Origin of the sequence: Mesorhizobium sp. M0808, from assembly GCF_040320025.1 — a bacterium.
In the GTDB taxonomy this organism is placed as follows: Bacteria; Pseudomonadota; Alphaproteobacteria; order Rhizobiales; family Rhizobiaceae; genus Mesorhizobium.
The window spans coordinates 55,905-80,065 of record NZ_JAMYOX010000023.1; the positions used below are offsets into that span (position 1 = coordinate 55,905).

Sequence of the window (24,161 nt, forward strand, 5' to 3'; positions counted from 1 at the left end):
CGAAAAGTTCGCCCCGCTCCTCCAAAACGTCGCTCGTAAAACTCCATCCAAATCTGACCTTTTCTAACGTCGGCGCATGACATCCCCAAAAGACCTGAAAAAAAATCTCCGCAACCAAGCCCTCGGGCGTCGCGACGCGCTCGATCCTTTCTGGCGGGTGGAGGCAGCACTCGAAATGGCCGAGACGGCGCGCGACCGGATCACGGTCGAGCCGGGCCAGATCGTCTCAGGCTTCTGGCCGATGCGCTCGGAAGTCGACGTCCGGCCGCTGATGTTTGCCTTGCGCGAAAAGGGGGCAAGGCTCTGCCTGCCGGCCATCCTCGACAAGACCACCATCGTTTTTCGGGAACTGGTGCGCGGCGCGCCGATGGTCGACATGGGCTTCGGCACCGTCGGGCCACACGAGGAAGCCGAGGTGCTCGATCCCCAGCTGATGCTGGTGCCGCTTGCCGCCTTCGATGCGCGCGGCCACCGCATCGGCTACGGCGCCGGCTATTACGACCGGGCGATCGCGCGGCTGGTCGACAAGGGGCAGCAGCCGCGGCTGATCGGCATTGCCTTCGACTGCCAGGAGGTGGCCGTGGTGCCTGACGAGCCGCATGACGTGATCATTCCGGAAATACTCACCGAGAGCGGGTTGCGTCGCTTCGCGCCGAAATTGTAGATAAGTTCCTGGACGCATGGTCTTTTCCGAAAGTCATGCAGCTTTTTGCTTCGCTGACCTTCGGGTTCGGGATCACGCTTATATGAGACTTCTCTTCCTCGGCGACATGGTCGGCAAGACAGGACGTACGGCGGTGTGGGAACAACTGCCTGGCCTGATCTCGGATTTCAAGCTCGACTTCGTCATCGTCAATGGCGAGAACGCCGCCGGCGGCTTCGGCATCACCGAGGAAATTTTTCGCGAGACGATCTCGGCCGGCGCCGATGTCGTCACCACCGGCAACCATGTCTGGGACCAGCGCGATGCGCTGATTTTCGCGCCGCGCGAAGAGCGCTTCCTGCGTCCGTCCAATTTCCCCAAGGGTACGCCGGGGCGCGGCTCAGGCGTCTACATCGCCAGGAACGGCGCGCGTGTGCTGGTCGCCAACATCATGGGCCGGGTGTTCATGCATCCCGAGCTCGACGATCCGTTCCAGGCCGGCGAGCGCGAACTTGCCGCTTGTCCGCTTGGCGAGCAGGCCGATGCGATCGTCATCGATTTCCATGCCGAGGCGACCTCGGAAAAAATGTGCTTCGCTCATTTCGTCGACGGCCGTGCCAGCCTTGTTGTCGGCACCCATACGCATCAGCCGACCGGCGATCACCAGATCCTCAATGGCGGCACCGGTTATATTTCCGATGCCGGCATGTGCGGCGATTACGATTCCTCGCTCGGCATGGACAAGGAGGAGCCGCTCAACCGATTCTTGTCCAAGGTGCCGAAAGGCCGCTTCGAGGCGTCGACCGGACCGGCGACATTGTGCGGCGTCGGCGTCGACATTTCCGACCGTAGCGGCCTGACCGAACGGATCGCGCCGTTTCGCCGCGGCCCGCGGCTGGAGGAAACGGCTCCATCCTTCTGGTCGTGACATTGATATAGACGCTTGCAATACCAATTGCCGGCGAAACTGCTCTAGATCGTAGAGGGGACGACCTCCATGCAGCTAGTCGAATTCCTGGCGCCGCATTTCGCCTTTGTCTCCGACCCGACGGCATGGGTCGCGCTGCTGACGCTGATCGTGCTGGAAGTCGTGCTCGGCATCGACAATCTGATCTTCATCTCGATCCTGACCAACAAATTGCCGGTAGCGCAGCGGGCCCGCGCCCGGCGGCTCGGCATCTCGGCCGCGCTGGTGATGCGGCTGATCCTACTGGCCACCATCTCGATCATCGTCCAACTGACGACGCCGATATTCACCGCCTTCGGCCACGGCTTTTCATGGCGCGACCTGATCCTGATCGCCGGCGGCCTGTTTCTCGTCTGGAAGGCGACCAAGGAGATCCACCACACGGTCGATCTCGATGATCACCAGGACACCATGATGGGCGAGACGCTGCAGCTTTCGCTGGCCGGCGCGATTTTCCAGATATTGCTGCTCGACCTCGTCTTCTCGATCGACTCGATCATCACCGCCGTCGGCATGACCGACGAAATCGCGATCATGTACATCGCGGTGATCGTGGCGGTGAGCGTGATGATGCTGGCGGCCGGGCCGCTGGCCGACTTTATCGCCAGGAACCCCAGCATCGTCATGCTGGCCCTCGGCTTCCTGCTGATGATCGGCATGACGCTGATCGCCGACGGCATGGGTTACCACGTGCCGAAAGGCTACATCTACGCCGCCATGGGCTTTTCGGCACTGGTCGAAGGGCTCAACATGCTGGCGCGGCGGCGGAAGAAGGCAAAAGGCGGCGGGCACTGAGGATGGCCCACCGCGGCTGACCTAATTCCCCGGCACACCCTTCGGATGGCGGTCGCCGATCAGGCCGAGCATCACGCCTTGCTCCAGCCACGCCTTGGCGCCGGCGAGCACCAGCGCAAAACCGCCGGTCGAGCCGATCGCCTGCTTGACCTGCTCATCGGGGCTGCCGACAAAGCCGAAATTGCGGACCTCGACAAAGGTCGTGCCGCCCGGCATCTCGGCGAAAGTCCACACTACCGTGGTCGGCGGATCGCTCCATTGCATGACGATCTTCTTGTTATCGACGATCTCACTGACATTGACCGTCGTCGAGACGCCATAGATGCGCCATTCCCAACTGATTTCCTTGCCGCTGTCCAACCTGTCGCTGCCATGGGTGAACCAGAATTTCGTCGTGATCGCCGGATCGACGAAGGCTTCGAATACGTCGGCGACCGGCCGCCTTATCAGCATGCCGGCTTCGGCGGTCGGTGTTTCACGGATTTTCATAGCGTCCTCCTTTCCACGGCGCCGCCCTGTTCACCAGGCATCGGGTTCGCGCACGAGGTGAATGATGTTGGCCGGATTGGTGATCCAGCCGCCGCGAAAGCCTTCACCCAGTGCCTCAATGGCATCGCAGCGCACGACGCCGGCCTTGGCGAGATGGTCCGCAGCGCCTGGAAAATCATCGGTGAACAGTTCCAGCCAGATCTCGGCCTGGCTAAGCGTCGGCGCTTCGTCGATCCACAGGCGATTGGGGCCGAGTTCGAAGCCGACGGCCGGCGGCTTGGCCGTGAATGGCTTCAGGCCGATGACGTCGCGATAGAAGGCGATCGTCGCCTGGTATTGATGCGGCGGGACTTTCATGGCGATGTTGATGCCGCCGGTGATCTTCGCGGTCATTCTTACTCCATTGCTCTCAGATGTTGTTCTCGTTAGCCGGCTCGCCCTTCATCTCGCTGCGGTAATAGCCGTCGCGCAGATTGATGCCGTATTCGACATAGGCCTTCATGCAGGCCAGCATCTGCGACCAGCCCTCGCAATTGAGGTAGGATTTCTTCAGGCCGACCGCGTTCTCGTGCCAGCCGGTTTCGGCGATGGTGACGAAGGTGCCGCCATCGTCGAGCGGCTCGAAATTCATCTCGATGCGGGTCTTGTAGGCTGGCTTGCCGTCGGCGTCGGTGGCATCCCAGCGCAGCACGATGCGGCTGTCCTTGGCCACCTCCTCGACCTCGACGGGAACCTTGCCCCACCAGATGACGGTGGCGCCCGCCACCAGCAGTGCGCTGGCGCCGCCGATCGTGGTGAAGTAGCCGCTGAGTTTCTTCGGATTGACGACCGCATCGAAGACTTCGGCGACGGGTTTGCCGATGCGGCCAGAAACCCTGAATCCAAGAGACATATCCACAGCTCCTTCCTTGAATGGCTCAAGGATATGTTATAGAAATATAACATGTCAAGCCAATCGCGAGACGACAATGTTTTCAAGGCGCTGGCGCATCCGCGCCGGCGTGCGTTGCTGGACCGGCTGAAGGATGCGCCGCAGACCACCGGCATGTTGTGCGATGCCTTCCCCGACATGGACCGCTGCACGGTCATGCTGCACCTGAAGGTGCTGGAGGAGGCCGACCTGGTCGTGGCGCGGCGCGAGGGGCGCGAACGCTGGAACCATCTCAACGCGCTGCCGATCAAGCACATCCACGACCGCTGGATCAGTCAATATGCCACGCACGCGATCAGCATCCTCGACCGGCTGAAATCCGATCTTAAGGGATGAAAGGTTTGCCGAAGCCTGCCGATTTTCGGATCTTGAAAGCCTTGCGTGCCGGCAGCAATGGCGCGGCTGGACGAATTGAGCCGATTTATCTATAAGCCGGCCATTCCGACAGCGAGCGCCGTCCGTCCGTCAGGGACGCAGCAGGACGTTCTGAAATTTTGAATTCGAGCATTTTTGCAAGATGCCGGGTGGTTCACCAGGCGGCAGATGCTCTAGCCGAGAAGACGACAGGGGTGCCATGGCTGGCCATTCACAGTTCAAGAACATCATGCACCGCAAGGGCCGCCAGGATGCGGTGCGGTCTAAAATGTTTTCCAAGCTGGCGCGCGAAATCACCGTCGCCGCCAAGAGCGGCACGCCCGATCCATCGATGAACCCGCGCCTGCGCCTTGCGGTGCAGAACGCCAAGGCGGTGTCGATGCCGAAGGACAATATCCAGCGCGCCATCAACAAGGCGTCGATGGGCGATGCCGAGACCTACGAAGCCGTGCGCTACGAGGGTTACGGGCCAGGCGGCGTCGCGCTGATCGTCGAGGCGCTAACCGATAACCGCAACCGCTCGGCGTCGAATGTGCGCGCCGCCTTCACCAAGGCCGGCGGGGCGATGGGCGAGACCGGCTCGGTATCGTTCATGTGGGACCGCGTCGGCGAGATCTACTATCCGGCATCGGCCGGCAGCGCCGAGAAGGTGATGGACGCGGCGATCGAGGCCGGCGCCGACGATGTCCAGTCGGACGAGGACGGCCACACGATCTATTGCGCCTTCGAGAATCTCGGCGAAGTGTCGAAGGCGCTGGAAGGCGCGCTCGGCGAGGCTGAATCGGTGAAGCCGATCTGGAAGCCGCAGACCAATATCGCGGTCGACGAGGAGCGGGCACAATCGCTGATGAAGCTGGTTGCGACGCTCGAGGACGACGACGACGTGCAGAGCGTCTACGCCAATTTCGAGGTCGACGAGGAGACCTTGGCGAAGCTCAGCGCGGCATGATCCAACAGGCGCTGCCCACAGTCCGCATCACCTATTGCACCCAGTGCCAGTGGCTGCTCAGGGCCGGCTGGATGGCGCAGGAGCTGCTGTCGACCTTCGGCACCGATCTGGGCGAAGTGACGCTGGTGCCCGGCACCGGCGGCATCTTCACCATTTCCTGCAATGACACGCTGGTCTGGGACCGCAAGCGTGACGGCGGTTTTCCCGACGCCGCAAAGCTCAAGCAACTGGTTCGCGACGTCATCGATCCGGATCGCGATCTCGGCCATGCCGACCGCAAGGGCGATAAGTCAAAAGACCCTGCCTGACGGCCTTTTAGGACTTCCGTCCTGCATTCACCGCCATGCGAAGATGAAGCAGCCCAGCGCCATGATGGCGGTGATAGTGCGGACGTGGTTCCACATCACCCAGTCCCTGAGATAGGTGGCCCACACGGCGGCGCCGTTGGCGCTTGCCGGATCGACGGCGGCCAGGGCGTTGTTGAGCGGCACGTTGAACATCATCGTCACGATCGGATTGCCGACGACATAGATCAGGGCGCCGGCGAGAAGCCAGAACGAACCCGGTTGGCTCCAGCCGATAAGAGCGCCGGCGGCGAGGACAAGACAGACCAGCCCGGTGCCGAAAAGTGCGGTCATGAATGTCGGCGTGATCACGGTGATGTTGATGGAATTCATGGCGGCGATGCCGCCTTCGGCAGGCAAGCGGGCGAGCGCCGGCATGATAAAGTTGGAGAAGGCGAAGAAAACGCCGCCGACAACGCCTGAGCCAATGGCAGCGACGAAAGCAAGGGTGGGAAGCAGTTTCATGATCATGTCAGTTGCTCCGGTTCGGGGTTCGACAGTTTGATTGGCGTGTCGTTTAAAAAATGTGAGCGATCCTCACATTTGCAAAACGTGATAAACCCTCGTATTTTGTCAGTCAAGCCATTTTTCTGGAGACAGTCATGGAAGGCACCGCTGCACCGGGTTCCCGCAACGAGCAGGCCGCATCGCCGCGCCGGGCGCCGAGCCAGCAGCGCAGCCGCGAGCGGGTCGAGCGCATGCTGGCCGCCGCCTCGGCGCTGATCGCCGAGCAAGGCAGCGACGCCATGCGCATGGGCGAGGTTGCGGAGAGGGCCGGCGTGTCGATCGGCTCGCTCTACCAGTTCTTCCCCGACAAGAGAGCGATCATCTGGGCACTGGCCGAACGTTATACCGCCGAAAGCCAGGCCTGCATTGCCGCGGCACTTGCCGAGGTCAGTGACGCCGACGGCTTGCGCAAGGCGTTTTCGGAGTTGGTGGATATCTATTACCGGTTGTTCCTGGCGGAGCCGGTGATGCGCGACATCTGGTCGGGCACGCAGGCCGACAAGGCGTTGCGCGAACTCGAGCTTGCCGATAGCCGGGCCAACGCCGAATTCCTCACCACAGTGCTGAAGCGGCTGCGGCCGTCCGCCGATTCGGAAGCGCTCGAAACGACGTCATTTCTCATCTGGCAACTGGGCGAGGCCACCATGCGGCTGGCGATCTCGGTCGGGCGGCAAGAAGGCGACAGGCTGGTCGCAGCCTACAAGCGCATGGCGCTGCGCGAGTTGCTCGGCGAGTAGGGCCGTATTTTCGCAACAAAAAACCCGCCACGAAGGCGGGTTTCTCGATCTGCGAAACGCCAATGCGGCTTAGAGGCCGAAACCTTCGAAACGCTTCTTGAACTTCGACAGGCGGCCGCCGCGGTCGAGCAGGGTCTGCTGGCCGCCGGTCCAGGCCGGATGGGTGGTCGGGTCGATGTCGAGGTTCATCGTATCGCCTTCCTTGCCCCAGGTCGAACGGGTCATGTACTCGGTGCCGTCGGTCATGACGACCTTGATGGTGTGGTAGTCGGGATGGATATCGGTCTTCATGGGTCTGTTCCTGGCTGCCGGGTGCTGCCGACGGGCTGAAGCCTGCGTCGATGCGCCCCTTTTTAAAACTCGAAGCCGCAGCTATTGAGGAGCCACGGCTTCTAAAACGGTCGGCGAGCCTATACATCAGCCGGAATTGAATCACAAGGCCGCGGCAAGCGCATATTGATGGCGCAAACCTCAAAGGGCCAAAGGAAACGGTCATGGCGAACATCAGCGGCGATGCAGACGAGCGCAGGCGCTCGCTGAGGCCGCTGCAGCGCCTGTTTCCCTACATCACGCATTACCGCAAAATGGTCATCGGCGCGATCGTCTCGCTGGCCGTCGCTGCGGCGACGACGCTGGCGCTGCCGCTGGCCGTGCGGCGGATGATAGACCACGGCTTTTCCGCTTCCGATTCCAGCTTCATTGCCGAATATTTCGCCATGCTGGTGGTGATGGCCGCCGTTCTGGCGGCGGCGTCGGCCAGCCGCTACTATTTCGTCATCACGCTCGGCGAGCGCGTCGTTGCCGATATCCGCCGCGATGTCTTTGCCCACGTCACCACGCTGTCGCCCTCCTTCTTCGACACGGCCCAGTCGGGCGAGATCGTCTCGCGGCTCGCCGCCGACACGACACAGGTCAAATCGGCCGTCGGTGCTACCGCCTCGGTGGCTTTGCGCAACGTCATCCTCGGCCTTGGCGCCGTGGCGATGATGGTCTTCACCAGCCCAAAACTGTCCGGCCTGGTCATCGCGGCCATTCCGCTAATCGTGCTGCCGCTGGTCGCCTTCGGCCGCTCGGTGCGGCGCAAGTCACGGCTGGCGCAGGATACGCTGGCCAATGCCACCGCCTACGCCAGCGAGCAGATCGGCGCGGTGCGCACCCTGCAGGCCTTCACCAACGAGAAGCTTGTAACCGGGTATTTTTCATCCGCCGTGGAAGCAGCGTTCGAAGCGGCGCGGGCCTCGATCTTTGCCCGCTCGTTTCTCACCTTCTTCGCCATCTTCATGATCTTTTCCTCGGTCGTGGCGGTGCTATGGTTCGGTTCGCGCGACGTGCTCGACGGCACGCTGTCGCCAGGCACGCTTGGCCAATTCCTGCTCTATTCGGTGTTCGCCGCCGGCGCGCTCGGCGCCCTGTCGGAAGTCTGGGGCGAACTGTCCCAGGCAGCGGGCGCTGCCGAACGGCTGACCGAGATCCTGGCCGAGAAACCGGCGATCCAGGCGCCCGCCGATCCGAAGCCGCTGCCGGCAAAGGCGAGAGGCGCGATCAGCTTCGACGATGTCTCCTTCTCCTATCCGGCCCGGCCCGACCGCGCCGCCGTCCATGGCCTGAGCTTTCAGGTCAAACCCGGTGAGACGGTGGCGATCGTCGGGCCATCCGGCGCCGGCAAGAGCACGGTGTTTTCGCTGCTTCTGCGCTTCTACGATCCGGAGGCCGGCAGGATCGTCATCGACGGGGTCGATCTGCGCGAGGCCGATCCGGCCGCGATCCGCGCGCGCATCGCCATCGTGCCGCAGGACGTCACCATCTTTGCCGCAAGCGCGCGCGACAATATCGGCTTTGGCCGGCCTGGCGCCAGCCAGGCCGAGATCGAGGCGGCGGCGAAGGACGCGCTTGCCGACGAGTTCATCCTGAAACTCGAAAAGGGCTATGACAGCCAGGTCGGCGAGCGCGGCGTGACGCTGTCGGGCGGCCAGCGCCAGCGCGTGGCGATCGCCCGCGCCATTTTGCGCGATGCGCCCATCCTGCTGCTCGACGAGGCGACCTCGGCGCTAGATGCCGAAAGCGAGACGCTGGTGCAGACGGCGCTGGACCGGCTGATGAAGGGCCGCACCACGATCGTCATCGCCCATCGGCTGGCAACCGTGCTGAAGGCCGATCGCATCCTGGTCATGGATGGCGGCCGCATCGTCGAGGAAGGCACGCATCAGAGCTTGGTCGCCAAGGGCGGCATCTATGCGCGGCTGGCCAAGCTGCAGTTCGATACCGGGGCGAATGCTTTCAGGGGCGCGGCCGAGTAGCATCGCTCCATCCGATGAAATCGGGATGAGGCTCCATCTTCTTGTTTGACCATGATCTTTTCCGAAAACCGGCATCCACTTTTCGGGATCATGGTGCCCAGCGGCCGCCGAGTTTCTTCAGCTACCGAAAGCTCGGCGTTTGCCGCGTCGATAGGCTATGAACAGGGGAACGCCGACAAGCAACGACAACAAAAGCATGCTGGCGACGGTCTGTCGCTGCTCCTTTGCCGGATCGCTGAGCTGCACATCGGCAGGCGGCTCTTCATAGGTAAAATCGTACTGCCAGCGAACCTGGTCTGCGAGGTCATCGACGGTTTTCAGATAATCGGCAATCGCCTTGGCCGGTACTTCAGTCGCCAGCGTCTGAAAGTTCCATTCAACTTGCAATTCGGTGGGCGTGTTGGACCAGGATGCCTTGAGAGACAGATAGGGCGTCACGACGTTTTTCATCGACTCGCCGGAAAACCTCGCCTTGAGGTTGCGCACGGTCACCTTGTGGCGGCGGTAGAACTGGGGGCCGAGGGAGACGGGCCCGGTTCGGTCGACGATTGTCGGGGTTGGAAGAGAGTTGTTGCCGAGATCGGCCGCGCGGATCGGGAAATTCTTTGCCAGATCGTTGGCCGTCAGCGCCTCCGCCGGCAAGCGATAACTTTCCTTCACGCTCACTATGTTGCCGTCGCGGCGATCCACTATTTCCGGCTTGGCGATGGTTTGGATGCCTGGATATTGCTTGTTGTAGTATTTCAGGTAGGCGTCCGACACCTCGCTCAGCGACCGGCTGGCGAAATTGCCGCGCATCCAATCGGCATCGGCGTCCTCATATGTCGAGAAGACCGTCAGCACGAGGGGATCGCCCGGTTTCCGCGGAAAGTCGAATTCCTCGGCGATCTGGATCGACGGGCTGGTAAGCACAGGGCTCGGCATCTTCTCCAACCCGCCGGTGCTGGAAAGCGGCAGCGCGAAGCCGTAGTCCGGCTGTGCGAGATTGTGCGCCCTGCCGCCCTGAAGATAGTTCGTGGCGTCCAGCCAATATGTCTTTGCTCCGATCCTTGCCTTGACGATGGCATGGTCGAAATCGCGGAGCGCCGGCAGATGCTGGTCGAGGGCCCGTCCCTCGTCGAGATCGGCCAAGGCAACCTCGGCAGCAATGCCAAGCCGCACAAGCGACGAAACCAGCAGCAGGGCCTTGTCTTTGCAGTCACCGAACCCGCTCAGGATGACCGTCGCGGGATCACGCGGAACGTAGGAACCGGCACCCATCGACAGGCTTACATAGCGGATCTGGTCCTGCACCAACCGCATTGCCTCGACCATCCGGTCTTCGGGCACCGGATGCCGCAGAGCGATGTCGTCGAGCTTTGCCGCAAAAGCCGGGGGAAAAACGGTCGCTGGCTTGTAATAGGGCGCAACGGCATCGACCACACTTGGCCAATTCGCGGTAGACGCGACATCGATGGAGCCCCAGCCTGGATAGGTCACGGGCAGGTTATCTTCGACATTGACCGGTTTCGGGTTTGGAATTTCCCATAGATAGGTGGTCTCCGGCCCAGTCGGGGAGATTGAAGGCTTGAGTCGGGTTCCCCTGGTTTTGATCTCGAGCGGCTGGCCCGAAGGCCAAATGATGCTTGTGCGGATAAGCGCTACCGGCTCTTCCCATTCGGTGGAGAAATTCTTGAAGAAAAGGTCCTTGCCGATCAGCGGTGTTATCTCGTAGGTCGACCCGTAGTCGACGATGTCGCCGGTGCGCACATCATCGATGTTGACGTGTGCTGTCAGCCAGCCGTCGAAGACACCCTTCTCGGCGTCTCTTTCCCTGCGGAAGATGTCGAATTCGACGCCTTCCAGCCGGTCCAGAACGGCACCATCGCGGATGATGTGAAGATGGTTGAGCGTGACCTTGTGCCGGGACGGATCGAACTGCAGATCGATACTCGCGCCACGATCCAGGCCGGGACGGTCGACGATCTTATAGACGGTGCGCGAGTACTCGACATAGCCGCCGGCGCGATGCTTGATCTGGTCGTCCGAGAGCAGCCATGAAACGCCATTCTTGATTTGATCCGATCGGGTGGGATCGGCAACCGGAATATCAAGCTGCTTTACCCAGCTTTCTGCCGGACCCTTGAGAACCATGTCGTCGGACATGGCCGGAGAACTCAGGCCGATCAATAAGATCAAAAATACCAAGCGGGGCCAGAAAGACTTCATCCTATGAAAACTGTAACAGACAGACATCTACGCTCGCCCAACTTGGAAGAACTCCTTTTTCAGAGGCTTTCCCACCAAAGTAAAGGCCAGTTTCGCGGATTTCTGCAGTCACCGCGGCAAGAACCTGGAATAGACGAAGCGGCTCAGTTCCCGTACCGCTTCTTCAGGTGATCGGTGAAATGCACGGAATCGAGCTTTTCGCCGGTAGCGCGTTCGAGCAGTTCCGGTGTCGACCAGCGCGAGCCTTGCGACCAGATCCTTTTGCGGCGCCAGTCGTTGATCGCGGCGAAATCTCCCTTGGCGAGGTCTTCGTCGGCTGAAGGATGATCCCTGGTCAGCTCCGCCCATTGCTGCGCCGCCATCATGGCGCCCAGCGTGTAGGAGGGGAAATAGCCGAAGGCGGCACCCGGCCAGTGGACGTCCTGCATCGGACCGTCAGCCGGATTGTCTGATGTCGACAGGCCGAGATAATCGCGCATCTTGGCATCCCAGGCTTCGGGCAGGTCGGCTGCTTCCAGCCGTCCCGAGACAAGCTCCTGCTCCAGCTCGTAGCGCAGGATGACGTGCAGCGGATAGGTGACCTCGTCGGCATCGACGCGGATCAGGCCGCGCTCGACCCGGTGTACATGCGGCAGGATGTCGTCGATCGTCCAGCTCTCGCCGAGGTGTCTTTCGACCACCGGCAGCGCCCAGCGCCAGAATTCTGGATTGCGGCCGATCTGCTTTTCGACGAACAGGCTCTGACTTTCATGCACCGCCATGCCGCGCGCTCTGCCCAGAGGCCAGTGCGCCCACGCCTTCGGCAGGTTCTGCTCGTACAGCGCATGGCCGGTCTCGTGCAGCACGCCCATCAGCGCCGACAGGAAATCCGAGGTCTTGTAGCGGGTGGTGATGCGCACGTCGCTCGGCACGCCGCCGCAGAAGGGATGGTGCGAAACCGACAGCGAGCCGTGGGTGAGGTCGAAGCCGACCGCCGCCATCATGGCGAGGCCAAGCTCGCGCTGCTTGTCCAAGGGGTATCTGCCGGAAAGCGGCTTCAGCGGATGTTTCGCCAGCCGCTCTTCCTGCACGGCCAGTGCCTCCGGCACGAAGCCTTTCAGGAAGGTCTTCAACGCGACAAACACAGGCGTGATGTCGGCGGCGCGATTGCCCGGGTCATATTGCTCCATCAGCGCGTCGTAAGGCTCGAGCCCGAGCACCTCGGCGCGAAGGGCCGCCTCCTCGCGGACCAGCGCCACGACGCCTTCGAGCGCTGGTAGGAAACCCGCCCAGTCGTTCTTGGCGCGCAGGTCGCGCCAGAGCTGCTCGGAGCGCATGCGCGCGGTCGTCTGGCGCTCGACGAACTCGACCGGCAGGCAGGTCAGGTTGGTGTATTGCCGGCGGAATTCCCTGACCGCGGCCTGCTGCTCTTCGTTCAGCGCCTCCTGCTCGGCCGCCGCGATCCAGTCGGCAATCTCCGGCGCAGTCGCCCGGGCATGGTGCATGCCGGCAAGCGCCGACATTGCCTCTGCGCGCTTCTCGCCGCCGCCGACCGCCATATGGGTCGCCTCGTCGGCGCCGAGGATGGCGAGGGCGTGTTCCAGCGCTTCGAGCTTGTGGCCGAGGTCGTCGAGTTTTTGAAAGGACATTGTGGGTTCCGCTGATTTGACGGCGGGAAAAGATACCAATGCAAAACTGTTGGCAACCCCGAAAGCCGCCCGCGACCGACGCATCGACTGCCGGCCGCAACGGCCGAAAAGCATCTTGTGGAAGCGGTGGCGTGCGTGATCAATGTCGTCCGGCGGCGGCAGACCGCGATGCGGAGACGAAACATGATCGCCAATGTGCTGGTCGGGCTGGTGGCCGTGATCCACCTCTGCATCGTCTATCTTGAGATGGTGCTGTAGGACACGCCGCGCGGCCATATGGTATCCAGGCTGACGCCGGAATTCGCCAGGGCCTCGAAAGTGCTCGCGGCCAATCAGGGGCTTTACAACGGCTTTCTCGCAGCCAGCCTGATCTGGGGCTTTACCTCGGCGAAGCCGGTTTCCAGTAGTCTTCTTCCTGCTCTGCGTCGCCGTCGCCGGCCTTTACGGCAGCGACGGCGGGCCGTAAAATCCTGTTCATCGAGACAGTGCCGGCAGCGCTGGCGCTGATTGCACTGGCGGTGGGCTAGCGCATGATCCCTGAACCGAAAGCTGGAACGGGATCATGCGCAAATCAATTGCCACAGCGCCGGGCACTGCGGCCGATTTCAGCCGCCTGGATAAGTTGGGCCATAGCCGTTGGGATAGTATCCGCCATCGGCGCCGTTGCCGATGAGGAAGGCACTGCCGGTGTCAGCGCGCAGCTTTTGGCTGACATCGTCGAGCTGCGCCAGCAACTGCTGATATTGCGTGCTCGGCATGGTTCCATCGCGTGCGGCCCTCTGGGCGGCCCGATCGAGTTGAGCGACCTGCGTGCGCAAGTCACGTGCCTCGCCCGGCTCGAGCTTGTTCGCCCGGATGGCGCCCTGGATACCCGTCTCCACGCTCTGGATCTGATTGATCAAGGCCGTCGCACGCGGGCCGGCGTAAGCGCCAGCAAACGGAACGGCGAGGAGCAGTGTGGCGAGCGTAGCAGTCCTGAGATTCCTGGGAGCGAAGAAGCGCATGGTTGCGTCTCCTTTACTGGGGAAGGCGGTGGTTGGGAGGGTCCTGCCTTCCGGCCGCGGGCCGTCAGGTTCCGTCGCGTCGCGATGAGCGGTTCCACCGCCGGCGGTTCTCGGCCCATGACCAAGGCTAAAAGGCCATGGCGGCAAAGTGTAATTAAAAAAAGGTAATTTTTTTCAGCTCTTGCCGCTGCCGCACCAGTGCCCTAAATGCCGCCGACTTGAGCCGGCTCGAGCCGGCTCGACCTGGCCCGACCTGGCGCATGATACAAGCCAAAGGCCTGCAGATCACCGCTCGGTCAGCTTCAACTCGATGCGGCGGTTCTTGTTGCGCGCCTCTTCGGTATCGGCGGGGTCGAGCGGCTGGAATTCGCCGAAGCCGGCCGCGACCAGCCGGTTGGCCGGCACGCCGTTCTCGATCAGGAACTTGACCACCGATGTCGAGCGCGCCGTCGACAATTCCCAATTGTCGCGGTAGCGGCCGGTGCCGGAGAGCGGCTTGTTGTCGGTGTGGCCATCGACGCGCAGCACCCAGTTGATCTCCGGCGGGATTTCCTTTCGCAATTCGATGATGGCATCGGCAAGCTTCTTCATCTCGACCTTGCCGGCATCGTTGATCACCTCGGAGCCGGTCGGGAACAGCACTTCCGACTGGAAGACGAAGCGGTCGCCGACGATACGGATGTTCTCGCGGTCGGCGAGAATTTCACGCAAGCGGCCGAAGAAATCGGAGCGGTAGCGGTTTAGCTCCTGCACGCGTTGCGCCAGTGCGACGTTGAGGCGGCGGCCGAGATCGGCGATCTTGGTGTTGGATTCGCGGTCGCGCGTTTCGGACACGTCGAGCGCTTGTTCGAGCGCTGCGATCTGCCTGCGCAGTGCCGAAATCTGCTGGTTGAGGATCTCGACCTGGCTCAGCGCCTGCTGGCTGATCTGGCGCTGGCTGTCGAGCTCGCCGGAAAGTGCCGTCGCGCGCTGGTTGGCGGCATCGCCGGCACCGGCGCCTTGCGCCAGCAATTGCTCGAGCCGGCTCTTTTCCGCCTCCGACGCGGACAGCGACGCCTGCAAATTGGCAAGGGTGTCCTCCTTGTCCTGCGTCGTCGAGCGCTCCAGCGCCAGAAGCTGGGTCAACTCGTTGATCTGCGAGTTGAGGCGGTTGAGCACCGTGTCCTTGCCGGAGATCTCGCGGCCGAGCAGGAACTGCGCCAGCACGAAAACCGTGAGCAGGAACATGATCGCCAACAGCAGCGTCGACAGCGCATCGACGAAGCCCGGCCAGTAATCGATGCGGCGGTCGGAGCGCCGGCCTCGTGCCAACGCCACGTCAATGCACTCCAGGCTTCTTCAAGGCGTCGGCGATCTTCTCCAGGGTGTTGCGCATCGCCTTCTGCTCGTCGGACTGGGCCTCGACCCAGTCGCGCATGATCTGCTGCTCCGAGCGCATGTTCTTGACCAGGCCGGAAATGCCGTCGGCGAGATTGGCCATGGCGGTGGCGACGCGCGGATTGGAGCCGCCGCCATTCTCCTGCAGAGTGCGCAGCTTTTCCGACAACAGCCGGATTTCCTCGGAGGGTTCGGTCTTGGCCGCGTCGGCAACGACGATGTCGGAGGACAGGTCGGTGACCGAGGACAGCCAGTTTTCGAGTTCGGTATAGAAGCGCGTCTGGGCGCGGCCGGCCTGCAGGTCGAGGAAGCCGAGCACCAGCGAGCCGGAGAGGCCGAACAGCGAGGACGAGAAGGCGGTGCCCATGCCGGCCAACGGAGCGGAAAGCCCCTGCTTCAGGGATTCGAGCACGGCCGCGGCATCGCCGGTGCCGGGATCGAGCGACTCGATGGTTTCGCGGATCGAGCCGATCGTGTTGAGCAGGCCCCAGAAGGTGCCGAGCAGGCCGAGGAACACCAGCAGTCCGACAAGGTAGCGCGACGTGTCGCGGCTTTCGTCGAGCCGGGTGGCGATCGAATCCAGCATGGTGCGCATCGAACTGGTCGAGAAAGCAATCGTCGAGGAGCGGCCGATCATCGCCTTCATCGGCGCCAGCAACACCGGTTCGGTGGTTTCGGAACCGGCGCGGAACGAGTTGACCCAGCGCACCTCGCGGAACAGCCGGCCGACCTGGACGAAGGCCAGCAGGATGCCGACCGCCAGCACGCCGATGATCAGGCCGTTGAGGCCGGGATTGGTGACGAAGGCGGTCGAGATCTGGCGGGTCAGGATGGCGGCGATGAAGGCCACGATGAACAGAAAGATCACCATGGTCAGCAGAAACACCTGCGGGCTCGACAATTTGTGCGGGTCGTAGATCAGAACGTCGGAGCGCCTGCCCATGCCGAAGGATCTGAGAAGAGTCATCCGTGCCCCGTTTCCGATGCCGTCGCCGCCGATCAATTTGTGTTTGCGACTCTAAACGGAATTGTGACGAAATTGAATGGCGCTTGGCAATATTGCCACTGTCCGCGACCGGAGGTCAAAGCCGGTTGATGACCAGGCAGTCGACCATGGCGGCCAGATGCAGGCCGGCGCCGGTGACGACAAAGCCATGCCACAGCGCATTGTGGAAGCGCAGGCCCTTCCAGGCGAAGAAGATCACGCCACAGGAGTAAACGATGCCGCCGGCAACGATGAGCGCGATCGATGTCGCCGGCAGCGTCCGCACGAGCGGCTCCACCAGAACGATACCGCTCCAGCCGATGGCTAGGTAGAAGACGATCGCCAGCCGGTCGAAACGGCCGGGAAGAAAGACCTTGATGGCGATGCCGACCGCCGCGGCGGTCCAGACCAGGACGATCATGGAAACGGCCAGCGGCGAGCCGCCGAGCTGGGCCAGGAAAGGCGTGTAGGTGGCAGCGATCAGCAGATAGATCGCGGCATGGTCGAAGCGCCGCAATATCCATTTTGCCGGCGACGACACCGGCCAGACATTGTAGGCCAGCGAAACCGACAGCACGGTGAGCAGCGAGACTACATAGAAGGCGGCGGCGACGTATTCGCCGGGGCCGGTTCGATAGGCGGCCAGTGCCAGCAGCGTCGAGCCGGCAGCGATCGCCAGCACGATGCCCACGGCGTGGACAATGCCGTCGGCGATGATCTCGGCGCGCGAGTAATGCCAGCGCCCCATAAAGGGAATGTCGAGCTGGGAGAGTTCGCTCTGGGGTTGGGGCCGGCTGTTCGTCATCGATGATCCTGCGCCACCTTATCTGGGCGGCCGCGGGACAGTATTTCAAGCTTTGGTTGCGGTTTTGCGACTGCGGCGGTTCAGCGCGGCGTGCCTCTATCAGCCGGCTGAGAGTGGCCTTTTGATAGTCTTCAACAGCGCGCGCTGGATGAGTTCGTTGCCGGCGACCAGTGAACCGGCGTTCAGCACATCCTGTCCCCCGGCGAAATCGGAGACGAAACCGCCCGCCTCGCGGATCAGCAAAATGCCGGCGGCGACATCCCAGGCCGACAGGCCGGTTTCCCAGAACCCGTCCATGCGGCCGGCGGCGACGTAGGCGAGATCGAGCGAGGCGGAGCCGAGACGGCGGACGCCAGAGACCTCGGCCATGACATTGCGCAACTCGATGAGGAAATTGCCGTGCTGGCCACGCCCGAGATGCGGCATGCCGCAGCCGATCACCGCATCGACCAGCTTGGTGCGGCCGGCGACGCGCAGCCGGCGGTCGTTCATGAAAGCGCCGCCGCCGCGCTCGGCGGTATAGAGCTCATCCATCGCCGGATTGTAGACGACGCCGGCGACGATCTGGCCCTGGCGCTCCAGCGCGATCGAAACGGCAAAGAGCGGAATGCCGTGCAGGAAATTGGTGGTGCCGTCGAGCGGGTCGACGATCCAGCGGTGCTGGCCGTCGTCGCCCTCGATCACGCCGCGTTCCTCCATCAGGAAGGCGTAGCCGGGCCGCGCCTTGGAGAGTTCGGCAAAGACGATGTCTTCGGCCTTGCGGTCGGCCTGGCTGACATAGTCGCCCGGCCCCTTCATCGAGACCTGCAGGTTCTGCACTTCGCCGAAGTCACGCGACAGCGAGCGGCCGGCCTTCATTGCGGCCTGGACCATGACATTGAGGATCGCGGAACGCGCCATTGCTGTTCTTCCTGTCGCTGCGCCTATTTGCCTTGACGCATGATCTTATCCAAAAAGTCTGCAACTCTTTGGGATCACGCCTTAGTCGGCGCGGCGCACGTAAGTGATTTCGTTGGTATCGACGATGATGCGCTCGCCCGAGCCGATGAACGGCGGCACCAGCACGCGGATGCCGTTTTCGAGTATCGCCGGCTTGTAGGACGAGGCTGCCGTCTGGCCCCTCACCACCGGGTCGGCCTCGGTGATGGTCAGCGTCACCTGGTCGGGCAGCGAAATGCCGATCGGCCTTTCGTCATAGAGCTGGACCGTCACCATCATGCCGTCCTGCAGGAAGGCGGCGCGATCGCCGACGAACTCCTTTTGCAATTCGAGCTGCTCGTAGCTTTCGGTGTCCATGAACACCAGCGCGTCGCCCTGCTCGTAGAGGAAAGAAAAATCCTTCAGATCGAGCCGGATCTGCTCGACCGTCTCGGCCGAACGGAAGCGCTCGTTGAGCTTGGTGCCGTTGATCAGGTTCTTGAGTTCGACCTGGTTGTAGGCGCCGCCCTTGCCGGGCTTGACGGTGTTGGTCCTGACCGCCACCCAAAGGCCGCCATCGTGCTCGATGACGTTGCCGGGACGGATTTCGTTGCCATTGATCTTGGCCATGGTGAGGTGATCCGGAAATGAGATGATCGCCGCAAAGGGCAATTTGGCGCCTCCAAGACCACAAATCGCCAGCAGAGGCAAGGAGCGCCTTCCGATGAAGCGGGAACGAAGCTGGCCCGGCAGCGCGCCATCGCGGCCTCAGTCCGCCCTGACAGTCGCGGTGACGGCCTCGGTCACTGCGTCGGCGACCTCTCTCAAAAGATGCAGGTGCGGCGAACGCAGGACGACAATTCGCAGCGACAGCTCGAGGCCGGGAGCGTCGACCAGGGCAATGCCCTCCGGCAGCTTTTCCCGCAGCAGCCGCTTGGGCAGCAGGCCAAGGCCTTGGCCTCGACGAACCCAGTCGATCTGCAGCGCGCTGTCCTGAATCTCGGCGCCGACCATCAACCTGTGGCCGCCCTTGGCCAGGGCAGCCGCCAGCCGCCGGCGCGCGTCGCAGGGTTCAGGGCTGAGGACCCAGGGCATGGTCTTGACGTCGGCTTGCCGGCTGGTGTTTTCGGCAGCGATGATGCCGAGGGGCTCGGTTCCGACAACGCCGTCGCCAGCTTTGGAATTGCTGCCGTCCAGGATGAAGGCGAGGTCGAGCTGTCCGCGCTTGTGCTGGTCGGCCAGCTCAAGACTCCAGCCGCTCTTCAGACGCAGCGAAACCTTCGGAAACCGCGCCACGGCATCACCAATGGCGGCGGCCACGGCTTTGTCGCAAAGTCCATGCGCGAGGCCGAGCCGCAGCAGGCCCTCCGGCTCGTCGCCCTTGGCGAATGATCTCAGCGCGGCGACGGCGGCGAGAATTTCCTTGCCGCGTGCCAGCACCTCTACGCCGGCCGGGGTCAGTCGCGACGGCTTTAGCCGGCGGTCGAGCAATTCCGTGCCGAGCATCTCCTCCAGCCGCTGGATCTGGCGGGTGACGGCCGGCTGCGTCAATGGCAGGCGTTGCGCCACCTTCTGAATCGAACCCTCCTCGGCAAAGAGGGCCAGTGTTTTCAGTTCTTCAAGCACGACACACCCGAACATGTCAGAGAAGCATAATTATCCTGAACATTATGAATTTGAAATCCGATGGATGGCAAGCGATTTTCTTCCGGCAGGACCCAGCTGGAAAGGAACGACGATGAAGGCGATCGAATTGGAGAGCCCGGGCGGCCTCGAGAACCTCAGAATGGTCGAGCGGCCGATGCCTGAGCCAGGGCGCCAGGAGATGATTGTGAAGGTCAAGGCGACGGCGCTGAATTACCGCGATGCCGAGATCGTTCGCGGCAGCTATCACACGAAGTTTGCATTGCCGCTGGTGCCGCTGTCGGACGGCGTCGGCGAAGTCGTTGCCATCGGCGCCGAGGTCAGCCGGTTCAAGATCGGCGACCGGGTCTGCGGCACGTTCTGGCAGCGCTGGGTCGGTGGCAGTTTCGCGATGGCCGAGCTCTCCTATCAACGCGGCGGCCCAATCGACGGGCTGCTCAGCGAATTTGCCCGGTTCGACGAACAGGCGGCGGTGCTGGCGCCGGCCAATCTGAGCGACCTCGAGGCGGCGACGCTGCCATGCGCCGGCGTGACGGCATGGCACGCGCTGTTTACGGAGGGCAGCGTCAAACCCGGCGACACCGTGCTTTGCCTCGGCACCGGCGGCGTTTCGCTGTTTGCGGTGCAGTTCGCCGCCGCTGCCGGGGCGCGCGTCATCGTGACGTCGAGCAGCGACGAGAAGCTTGCACGGGCAAGCCAACTTGGCGCGCAGGACGGCGTGAACTATCGCAGCGTCCCCGATTGGGCATCGGCCGTGCTGGGATTGACGGATGGCCGCGGCGCCGACCATATCATCGAGGTTGGCGGACCGCAGAGTTTTGCACAATCGCTGAGGGCAGCGGCGCGCGGCGCCCAGATCAACGTCATCGGCTATCTCGGCGGCAGTGACGGCGCCATCAACCCGCTCGACATCTTCCGCCGGCAGGTCCGGGCGCGAGGCATACCGGTGGGCTCACGCGAATCCTTCGAGGCGATGAACCGCGCCATTGTCGTCAGCCGGTTGAGACCGGTGATCGACCGGGTCGTGCCATGGAGCCGGGCCGCCGAAGCCTTTCGGTACCTTGAACACGGCTCTCCCTTCGGCAAGGTCGTGCTCGATCATACGCAATGAGCCCGCCTGACGAGCTTGGTGCAATGAATCGCGATATCGCGGTCAGGGCAGGCGGTTGGCCCGTTGCAGCGCCTGCTGCGTCTGCTCGTCGGTCAGGCCCTGCAGGAAATCGTCCATCTCTTGGTCGATCAGCCCGGCGCGGCGGGCGACAACATACCAGGCGCCGGCGAGGATCAGATCCGGGTCGGTGCCTATGCCGTTCATGTAGAGCTTGGCGAGACGGTTCTGGGCGGCGACATTGCCGCCTTCTGCGGCCTGCTTCATCCAGTTGAAGCCGGATTTCAGGTCGCGGGCGCCGCCGCGCCCCTCGATCATCCAGGTGGCGAGATCGATCTGTGCCGTGTCGTAGTTCTGCCGCGCGGCCTGTGCCAGCAGGCCGCGGGCGCGGACATCGTCGCGCGGCTTGCCGCCGGCGCCATTGGCGTAGACCTGTGCCATCGCATATTGTGCGTCGGCAAGCCCGGTCGCGGCAGCGCGCTCGTAATAGGATACGGCTTTGGCAATACCGGCATCGCCGGGCTCCTGTTCGACCATCAGCTGCGCAAAATTGAACTGCGCCAGGCGGTTGCCGGCCTCGGCGGCGGCCTGCATCAGCGCATAGGCCTCCTTCTCGTCCTTTTTGACGTAGCGGCCGTCGAGCAGCATCAGCGCATACTGGAATTGCGATTCCGGCACGCCCTGCTCGGCGGCAAGCGCATACCACTTCGCCGCCCCTGCCGCGTCGACCGGCACGCCGAGGCCGCGCGACAGTATCTCGGCCACCAGCGTCTGTGCCGCCGGATCGCCGTTTTGAGCACGGGAGAGCGCAAGGTTGTAGGCCGTCTTGTAGAGCCCGCGCTGAAAGGCGCCGTAGGCAGCGTCGGACGGCTTTGCGCCGAAGCGGTCGGGGTTGATGGTGTCGGCCGACGGCAACGGGGTGGTAGTGGCGGGCTGCGGCAATTGTGCGGCGATCGGCTTGTCGGCAGGTTCGCTGGAATCCGGCCTGGGCTGCGGCAGCGGAACGGGTTCCGCCGCTATCGCCTGCGTCACGGCCGTTGCGAGAAAGGCGCTGAAAAGGATTTTCCGCGAGAGCACGTCAGTCCTCGAAGCGCGGCGCGGTTTCGTCGAGCAGCGCGTTGGCGGCGGCGACCGCCATCTTCGGATCGACGTCCTCGGCGAAGACGGCGCTGGACAGCGCCACGAATTCAGCGCCGGTGGCGGCGACCGCTTCCACCGAGGCAAGATCCGATCCGGCCATGACGATGCAAGGGATCTGGATCACGTCCGCCCACCATTGCCCGAGCGACAGGTTGCGCGGGTGCGGCTCAGGCTTGTTGTCGTAGCCGAAGCGGCCGAAGAAAATGTAATCAGGCCTGACCTCGCCGAGTTCCAGCGCATCGTCGCGGGTCTTGGCGCCGCCGGTGCCGACCATCATCCTGGCCTGGAAGTGTTCGATCGTTTCGGCGAGCTCGTCCTTGCCGACCTCGACATGGATGCCGTCGGCCTGGACACGGCCGGCGATGCGGGTGTCGCCGGCAATGATGGCGGCAATGCCGGCCGCTTGCGCCACCGGCACGATCTGTTCGGCAAAGGCTTGGAAAGAGGCCTCGTCCATACCGTTTTCCGGCAGAATGAGCGAGGCGACGTCACCGCCGTCGAAGGCCGCGGCGATGCGCTCGGCCGACACGTTCGGCGGCGCGATCAGCACGATACGGCAGCGGTTGGGCGGCGTTGCGTCATTCATTGGTGTTCGGTCCCGGTTATCGCCTATGCCGGGCGAAGATGGTTGCATTGCGGCATAGAGCAAAGTGCGGGGATTGAACAGGCGGCAGGGGGATCACGTTTGCCGTCAACGATTCCATGGGGCTCGGCGCATGACTGCCGTTGGCCGAAATTCTCCTCGCCTGGTCGCTTGCGGCCTACGCAGGCACCTTCGATTTCCACAGCGACCAGCCGAGATTCATGCCGGCGGCGGCGACCAGGATGGCGGCGGCGCCGACGATCTGCGCCGGATGCAGCCGATGGCCGAAGGCGACGACATCGACGAGGATGGCGACGACGGGATAGATGAAGGACAGCGATCCCTGCAGATGCGTCGGCAGCTTCTGGATGGCGCCGTACATGAGGATGTACATCAGGCCGGTATGGACGATGCCGAGTGTCGCCAGCATGACCCAGCTCCGCGCATCGACCGGAAGGTGGGTGAGATTGGCGAAGGGTGCCAGCATGAGAACGCCGACGCAGACCTGGATCAGGGCGATCAGGTGCGGCGGCGTGCCTTTGAGCTTCTTGGTGACGATAGCCGCAACGGCCCAGAAGAAAGCCGCGGCCAGCGCCATCGCAATGCCGGTAAAGTAATCCGTACCATGATCGCCTCCATCGGGCGCGGCCTGCACGATCAGCAGCATGCCGGCGAAGGCGATGCCGAGCCAGGTCAGCTTGGTCACCGTCAGCCGTTCGGAGAAGAAGAGCGCGCCAAAACCCACCAGCATGAAGGGCTGCGTGTTGTAAACGGCCGTGGCGATCGAGATCGACGCGCGGGAAAACGCGCTGAACAGCAACAGCCAGTTGATAACGATGGCAGCACCGCCGAGAGCCGCGATCGCGACGATGCGAAGCGACAGCCTGCCACGCAGCAGTCCCAGCGCCGCGCAGATGATCAGCAGCGTTACCGCCCCGAAAGCACAGCGCCAGAACACCACGTCCATGATGGGCTGGCCGGAAAGGACGACGAACCAGCCGATCGTGCCGAGGATCGCCATCGCCGCCGTCATTTCGATCGTGCCGCGTACCGTGTTGTCCATGGATGCTCCTGAAACCCGTTGAGATTTTATAATCCCACAGCGGATCGGGTCTTTCCATGACTTCTAGCCGGTGATATGCAGGACGAACCTCATTAAATTAGGTAAACATCGGCTTTTTCTTGGAATTGTAAAATGCTGGACGAGCTCGATAGAAAGCTCCTCGATATCCTGGTCAAGGATTCACGGACCTCGCTGAAGGAACTGGCGCTGCAGGTCGGGCTGTCGTCACCAAGCGTTTCGGAGCGGCTTCGGCGGCTAGAGGATCGCGGCGTCATCCGCGCGTTCACCATCGACATCGATCCGCAGGCGCTCGGCTACGCCTTGCAGGCGATCGTTCGCATCCGGCCATTGCCGGGCAAGCTGCACATCGTCCAGAAGCTGATCGAGGAAATCCCGGAATTCGGCGAATGCGACAAGGTGACGGGCGATGACTGCTTCGTTGCCCGGCTGTTCGTCCGCTCGATCGGCGAGCTCGACGGGATTCTCGACCGCATCGCCGACAAGGCCGAAACCAGCACCGCCATCATCAAGGCGCAGCCGATCCGGAGACGCCCGCCGCCGCTCGACATGCCAAACATGTGACGGGTTTCGGTGGCGTGGCCCACATATTTGCGGTCGCGGCCTGACCATTTCTGGTCTATTCCAGAGTTCAACTTTCCCTCCA

27 protein-coding genes and 1 pseudogene are annotated in these 24,161 nt (G+C 62.9%); 11 read left to right on the forward strand and 17 right to left on the reverse strand.

What is annotated here, in order from left to right:
- The first annotated feature begins 76 nt into the window (after nucleotides 1–76).
- The 3 genes from NKI25_RS23350 (at nucleotide 77) to NKI25_RS23360 (ending at nucleotide 2,405) form a co-directional block, all read left to right on the forward strand.
- Nucleotides 77–664 carry a 5-formyltetrahydrofolate cyclo-ligase gene (locus NKI25_RS23350; protein WP_352999539.1) on the forward strand — a complete coding sequence of 196 codons (588 nt, stop codon included), beginning with the start codon at nucleotides 77–79 and terminating at the stop codon, nucleotides 662–664.
- A gap of 82 nt (nucleotides 665–746) precedes the next feature.
- Nucleotides 747–1,571: a TIGR00282 family metallophosphoesterase gene (locus NKI25_RS23355; RefSeq protein WP_023678036.1), complete on the forward strand. Its 825-nt coding sequence runs from the start codon at nucleotides 747–749 to the stop codon at nucleotides 1,569–1,571.
- A 69-nt stretch (nucleotides 1,572–1,640) separates the two neighbouring features.
- On the forward strand, nucleotides 1,641–2,405 hold the full coding sequence (locus tag NKI25_RS23360) for a TerC family protein (RefSeq protein WP_023678035.1): 765 nt from the start codon (nucleotides 1,641–1,643) through the stop codon (nucleotides 2,403–2,405).
- A 21-nt stretch (nucleotides 2,406–2,426) separates the two neighbouring features.
- Here the strand turns inward: NKI25_RS23360 and NKI25_RS23365 are convergent, their stop codons facing one another.
- Genes NKI25_RS23365 through NKI25_RS23375 form a run of 3 tightly spaced genes read right to left on the reverse strand, consistent with a single transcriptional unit; the run spans nucleotide 2,427 to nucleotide 3,786 of the window.
- On the reverse strand, nucleotides 2,427–2,894 hold the full coding sequence (locus NKI25_RS23365; RefSeq protein ID WP_352590009.1) for an SRPBCC family protein: 468 nt from the start codon (nucleotides 2,892–2,894) through the stop codon (nucleotides 2,427–2,429).
- Nucleotides 2,895–2,924: 30 nt separating this feature from the next.
- On the reverse strand, nucleotides 2,925–3,287 hold the full coding sequence (locus tag NKI25_RS23370) for a VOC family protein (protein WP_352454915.1): 363 nt from the start codon (nucleotides 3,285–3,287) through the stop codon (nucleotides 2,925–2,927).
- A gap of 16 nt (nucleotides 3,288–3,303) precedes the next feature.
- Nucleotides 3,304–3,786, reverse strand: a complete 483-nt coding sequence (locus tag NKI25_RS23375) for an SRPBCC domain-containing protein (protein WP_352569575.1) — start codon at nucleotides 3,784–3,786, stop codon at nucleotides 3,304–3,306.
- A gap of 51 nt (nucleotides 3,787–3,837) precedes the next feature.
- Here NKI25_RS23375 and NKI25_RS23380 point away from each other — a divergent pair, with 51 nt between their 5' ends.
- From NKI25_RS23380 to NKI25_RS23390, 3 genes are all read left to right on the forward strand, one after another.
- Nucleotides 3,838–4,161: an ArsR/SmtB family transcription factor gene (locus NKI25_RS23380; RefSeq protein ID WP_352569576.1), complete on the forward strand. Its 324-nt coding sequence runs from the start codon at nucleotides 3,838–3,840 to the stop codon at nucleotides 4,159–4,161.
- A 238-nt stretch (nucleotides 4,162–4,399) separates the two neighbouring features.
- Nucleotides 4,400–5,149 carry a YebC/PmpR family DNA-binding transcriptional regulator gene (locus NKI25_RS23385; RefSeq protein WP_352540320.1) on the forward strand — a complete coding sequence of 250 codons (750 nt, stop codon included), beginning with the start codon at nucleotides 4,400–4,402 and terminating at the stop codon, nucleotides 5,147–5,149.
- Nucleotides 5,146–5,457, forward strand: coding sequence for an Rdx family protein (locus NKI25_RS23390; protein ID WP_352644582.1), 312 nt, complete (start codon nucleotides 5,146–5,148; stop codon nucleotides 5,455–5,457). Before NKI25_RS23385 ends, NKI25_RS23390 begins: the two co-directional genes overlap by 4 nt.
- A 27-nt stretch (nucleotides 5,458–5,484) precedes the next feature.
- On the opposite strand, the gene NKI25_RS23395 is transcribed toward NKI25_RS23390, so the two are convergent.
- Complete coding sequence (locus tag NKI25_RS23395) at nucleotides 5,485–5,964, reverse strand: anthrone oxygenase family protein (protein ID WP_352590001.1); 480 nt, start codon at nucleotides 5,962–5,964, stop codon at nucleotides 5,485–5,487.
- A gap of 131 nt (nucleotides 5,965–6,095) precedes the next feature.
- On the opposite strand from NKI25_RS23395, the gene NKI25_RS23400 reads away from it, so the two are divergent.
- On the forward strand, nucleotides 6,096–6,737 hold the full coding sequence (locus NKI25_RS23400; RefSeq protein ID WP_352999542.1) for a TetR/AcrR family transcriptional regulator: 642 nt from the start codon (nucleotides 6,096–6,098) through the stop codon (nucleotides 6,735–6,737).
- A 69-nt stretch (nucleotides 6,738–6,806) separates the two neighbouring features.
- On the opposite strand, the gene rpmE is transcribed toward NKI25_RS23400, so the two are convergent.
- Nucleotides 6,807–7,028 (reverse strand): 50S ribosomal protein L31, encoded by a 222-nt coding sequence (gene rpmE, locus NKI25_RS23405; RefSeq protein WP_006327661.1) that lies wholly within the window; start codon nucleotides 7,026–7,028, stop codon nucleotides 6,807–6,809.
- A 203-nt stretch (nucleotides 7,029–7,231) separates the two neighbouring features.
- Here rpmE and NKI25_RS23410 point away from each other — a divergent pair, with 203 nt between their 5' ends.
- Complete coding sequence (locus NKI25_RS23410; protein ID WP_352999543.1) at nucleotides 7,232–9,034, forward strand: ABC transporter transmembrane domain-containing protein; 1,803 nt, start codon at nucleotides 7,232–7,234, stop codon at nucleotides 9,032–9,034.
- A 117-nt stretch (nucleotides 9,035–9,151) separates the two neighbouring features.
- Here NKI25_RS23410 and NKI25_RS23415 read toward each other — a convergent pair whose 3' ends face one another.
- Both NKI25_RS23415 and NKI25_RS23420 read right to left on the reverse strand, forming a co-directional pair.
- Nucleotides 9,152–11,179 (reverse strand): DUF3857 domain-containing protein, encoded by a 2,028-nt coding sequence (locus NKI25_RS23415; RefSeq protein ID WP_352999545.1) that lies wholly within the window; start codon nucleotides 11,177–11,179, stop codon nucleotides 9,152–9,154.
- Between the two features lie 206 nt (nucleotides 11,180–11,385).
- A complete protein-coding gene (locus NKI25_RS23420) occupies nucleotides 11,386–12,870 on the reverse strand; it encodes a carboxypeptidase M32 (protein ID WP_352999547.1) in 1,485 nt (494 codons plus the stop codon).
- 183 nt (nucleotides 12,871–13,053) lie between these two features.
- Here NKI25_RS23420 and NKI25_RS23425 point away from each other — a divergent pair.
- Nucleotides 13,054–13,397, forward strand: a pseudogene (locus NKI25_RS23425) (DUF1304 domain-containing protein).
- Between the two features lie 78 nt (nucleotides 13,398–13,475).
- On the opposite strand, the gene NKI25_RS23430 reads toward NKI25_RS23425, so the two are convergent.
- From NKI25_RS23430 to NKI25_RS23460, 7 genes are all read right to left on the reverse strand, one after another.
- Complete coding sequence (locus tag NKI25_RS23430) at nucleotides 13,476–13,874, reverse strand: hypothetical protein (RefSeq protein WP_352454908.1); 399 nt, start codon at nucleotides 13,872–13,874, stop codon at nucleotides 13,476–13,478.
- Nucleotides 13,875–14,159: 285 nt separating this feature from the next.
- Complete coding sequence (locus NKI25_RS23435; protein ID WP_352454907.1) at nucleotides 14,160–15,191, reverse strand: peptidoglycan -binding protein; 1,032 nt, start codon at nucleotides 15,189–15,191, stop codon at nucleotides 14,160–14,162.
- A gap of 1 nt (nucleotide 15,192) precedes the next feature.
- Entirely contained in the window at nucleotides 15,193–16,218 is a 1,026-nt protein-coding gene (locus tag NKI25_RS23440; protein WP_023678019.1) for a MotA/TolQ/ExbB proton channel family protein, read from the reverse strand.
- 115 nt (nucleotides 16,219–16,333) lie between these two features.
- Nucleotides 16,334–17,041, reverse strand: a complete 708-nt coding sequence (gene trhA / locus NKI25_RS23445; protein WP_023678018.1) for a PAQR family membrane homeostasis protein TrhA — start codon at nucleotides 17,039–17,041, stop codon at nucleotides 16,334–16,336.
- A gap of 99 nt (nucleotides 17,042–17,140) precedes the next feature.
- Nucleotides 17,141–17,941 carry an inositol monophosphatase family protein gene (locus NKI25_RS23450; protein ID WP_023678017.1) on the reverse strand — a complete coding sequence of 267 codons (801 nt, stop codon included), beginning with the start codon at nucleotides 17,939–17,941 and terminating at the stop codon, nucleotides 17,141–17,143.
- 81 nt (nucleotides 17,942–18,022) lie between these two features.
- On the reverse strand, nucleotides 18,023–18,589 hold the full coding sequence (gene efp / locus NKI25_RS23455) for an elongation factor P (protein WP_023678016.1): 567 nt from the start codon (nucleotides 18,587–18,589) through the stop codon (nucleotides 18,023–18,025).
- A gap of 138 nt (nucleotides 18,590–18,727) precedes the next feature.
- Nucleotides 18,728–19,585: a LysR family transcriptional regulator gene (locus NKI25_RS23460; RefSeq protein WP_352999549.1), complete on the reverse strand. Its 858-nt coding sequence runs from the start codon at nucleotides 19,583–19,585 to the stop codon at nucleotides 18,728–18,730.
- A gap of 112 nt (nucleotides 19,586–19,697) precedes the next feature.
- Between NKI25_RS23460 and NKI25_RS23465 the strand changes: the two genes are divergently transcribed.
- Nucleotides 19,698–20,714 (forward strand): zinc-dependent alcohol dehydrogenase family protein, encoded by a 1,017-nt coding sequence (locus NKI25_RS23465; protein WP_352999551.1) that lies wholly within the window; start codon nucleotides 19,698–19,700, stop codon nucleotides 20,712–20,714.
- A gap of 42 nt (nucleotides 20,715–20,756) precedes the next feature.
- On the opposite strand, the gene NKI25_RS23470 is transcribed toward NKI25_RS23465, so the two are convergent.
- From NKI25_RS23470 to NKI25_RS23480, 3 genes are all read right to left on the reverse strand, one after another.
- Nucleotides 20,757–21,788 carry a tetratricopeptide repeat protein gene (locus NKI25_RS23470; RefSeq protein WP_352450838.1) on the reverse strand — a complete coding sequence of 344 codons (1,032 nt, stop codon included), beginning with the start codon at nucleotides 21,786–21,788 and terminating at the stop codon, nucleotides 20,757–20,759.
- Between the two features lies 1 nt (nucleotide 21,789).
- Nucleotides 21,790–22,437 (reverse strand): thiamine phosphate synthase, encoded by a 648-nt coding sequence (locus NKI25_RS23475; protein WP_352999553.1) that lies wholly within the window; start codon nucleotides 22,435–22,437, stop codon nucleotides 21,790–21,792.
- 175 nt (nucleotides 22,438–22,612) lie between these two features.
- Nucleotides 22,613–23,497 (reverse strand): DMT family transporter, encoded by an 885-nt coding sequence (locus tag NKI25_RS23480; protein ID WP_352644564.1) that lies wholly within the window; start codon nucleotides 23,495–23,497, stop codon nucleotides 22,613–22,615.
- 132 nt (nucleotides 23,498–23,629) lie between these two features.
- Between NKI25_RS23480 and NKI25_RS23485 the strand changes: the two genes are divergently transcribed.
- Complete coding sequence (locus NKI25_RS23485) at nucleotides 23,630–24,079, forward strand: Lrp/AsnC family transcriptional regulator (RefSeq protein WP_023678010.1); 450 nt, start codon at nucleotides 23,630–23,632, stop codon at nucleotides 24,077–24,079.
- Nucleotides 24,080–24,161 lie beyond the last annotated feature (82 nt).

Coding starts and splice junctions, on each gene's coding strand:
- NKI25_RS23350 (WP_352999539.1), top strand. CDS start 77: ATGACATCCCCAAAAGACCTGAAAAAAAATCTCCGCAACCAAGCCCTC.
- NKI25_RS23355 (WP_023678036.1), top strand. CDS start 747: ATGAGACTTCTCTTCCTCGGCGACATGGTCGGCAAGACAGGACGTACG.
- NKI25_RS23360 (WP_023678035.1), top strand. CDS start 1,641: ATGCAGCTAGTCGAATTCCTGGCGCCGCATTTCGCCTTTGTCTCCGAC.
- NKI25_RS23365 (WP_352590009.1), bottom strand. CDS start 2,894: ATGAAAATCCGTGAAACACCGACCGCCGAAGCCGGCATGCTGATAAGG.
- NKI25_RS23370 (WP_352454915.1), bottom strand. CDS start 3,287: ATGACCGCGAAGATCACCGGCGGCATCAACATCGCCATGAAAGTCCCG.
- NKI25_RS23375 (WP_352569575.1), bottom strand. CDS start 3,786: ATGTCTCTTGGATTCAGGGTTTCTGGCCGCATCGGCAAACCCGTCGCC.
- NKI25_RS23380 (WP_352569576.1), top strand. CDS start 3,838: ATGTCAAGCCAATCGCGAGACGACAATGTTTTCAAGGCGCTGGCGCAT.
- NKI25_RS23385 (WP_352540320.1), top strand. CDS start 4,400: ATGGCTGGCCATTCACAGTTCAAGAACATCATGCACCGCAAGGGCCGC.
- NKI25_RS23390 (WP_352644582.1), top strand. CDS start 5,146: ATGATCCAACAGGCGCTGCCCACAGTCCGCATCACCTATTGCACCCAG.
- NKI25_RS23395 (WP_352590001.1), bottom strand. CDS start 5,964: ATGATCATGAAACTGCTTCCCACCCTTGCTTTCGTCGCTGCCATTGGC.
- NKI25_RS23400 (WP_352999542.1), top strand. CDS start 6,096: ATGGAAGGCACCGCTGCACCGGGTTCCCGCAACGAGCAGGCCGCATCG.
- rpmE (WP_006327661.1), bottom strand. CDS start 7,028: ATGAAGACCGATATCCATCCCGACTACCACACCATCAAGGTCGTCATG.
- NKI25_RS23410 (WP_352999543.1), top strand. CDS start 7,232: ATGGCGAACATCAGCGGCGATGCAGACGAGCGCAGGCGCTCGCTGAGG.
- NKI25_RS23415 (WP_352999545.1), bottom strand. CDS start 11,179: ATGTCCGACGACATGGTTCTCAAGGGTCCGGCAGAAAGCTGGGTAAAG.
- NKI25_RS23420 (WP_352999547.1), bottom strand. CDS start 12,870: ATGTCCTTTCAAAAACTCGACGACCTCGGCCACAAGCTCGAAGCGCTG.
- NKI25_RS23430 (WP_352454908.1), bottom strand. CDS start 13,874: ATGCGCTTCTTCGCTCCCAGGAATCTCAGGACTGCTACGCTCGCCACA.
- NKI25_RS23440 (WP_023678019.1), bottom strand. CDS start 16,218: ATGACTCTTCTCAGATCCTTCGGCATGGGCAGGCGCTCCGACGTTCTG.
- trhA (WP_023678018.1), bottom strand. CDS start 17,041: ATGACGAACAGCCGGCCCCAACCCCAGAGCGAACTCTCCCAGCTCGAC.
- NKI25_RS23450 (WP_023678017.1), bottom strand. CDS start 17,941: ATGGCGCGTTCCGCGATCCTCAATGTCATGGTCCAGGCCGCAATGAAG.
- efp (WP_023678016.1), bottom strand. CDS start 18,589: ATGGCCAAGATCAATGGCAACGAAATCCGTCCCGGCAACGTCATCGAG.
- NKI25_RS23465 (WP_352999551.1), top strand. CDS start 19,698: ATGAAGGCGATCGAATTGGAGAGCCCGGGCGGCCTCGAGAACCTCAGA.
- NKI25_RS23475 (WP_352999553.1), bottom strand. CDS start 22,437: ATGAATGACGCAACGCCGCCCAACCGCTGCCGTATCGTGCTGATCGCG.
- NKI25_RS23480 (WP_352644564.1), bottom strand. CDS start 23,497: ATGGACAACACGGTACGCGGCACGATCGAAATGACGGCGGCGATGGCG.
- NKI25_RS23485 (WP_023678010.1), top strand. CDS start 23,630: ATGCTGGACGAGCTCGATAGAAAGCTCCTCGATATCCTGGTCAAGGAT.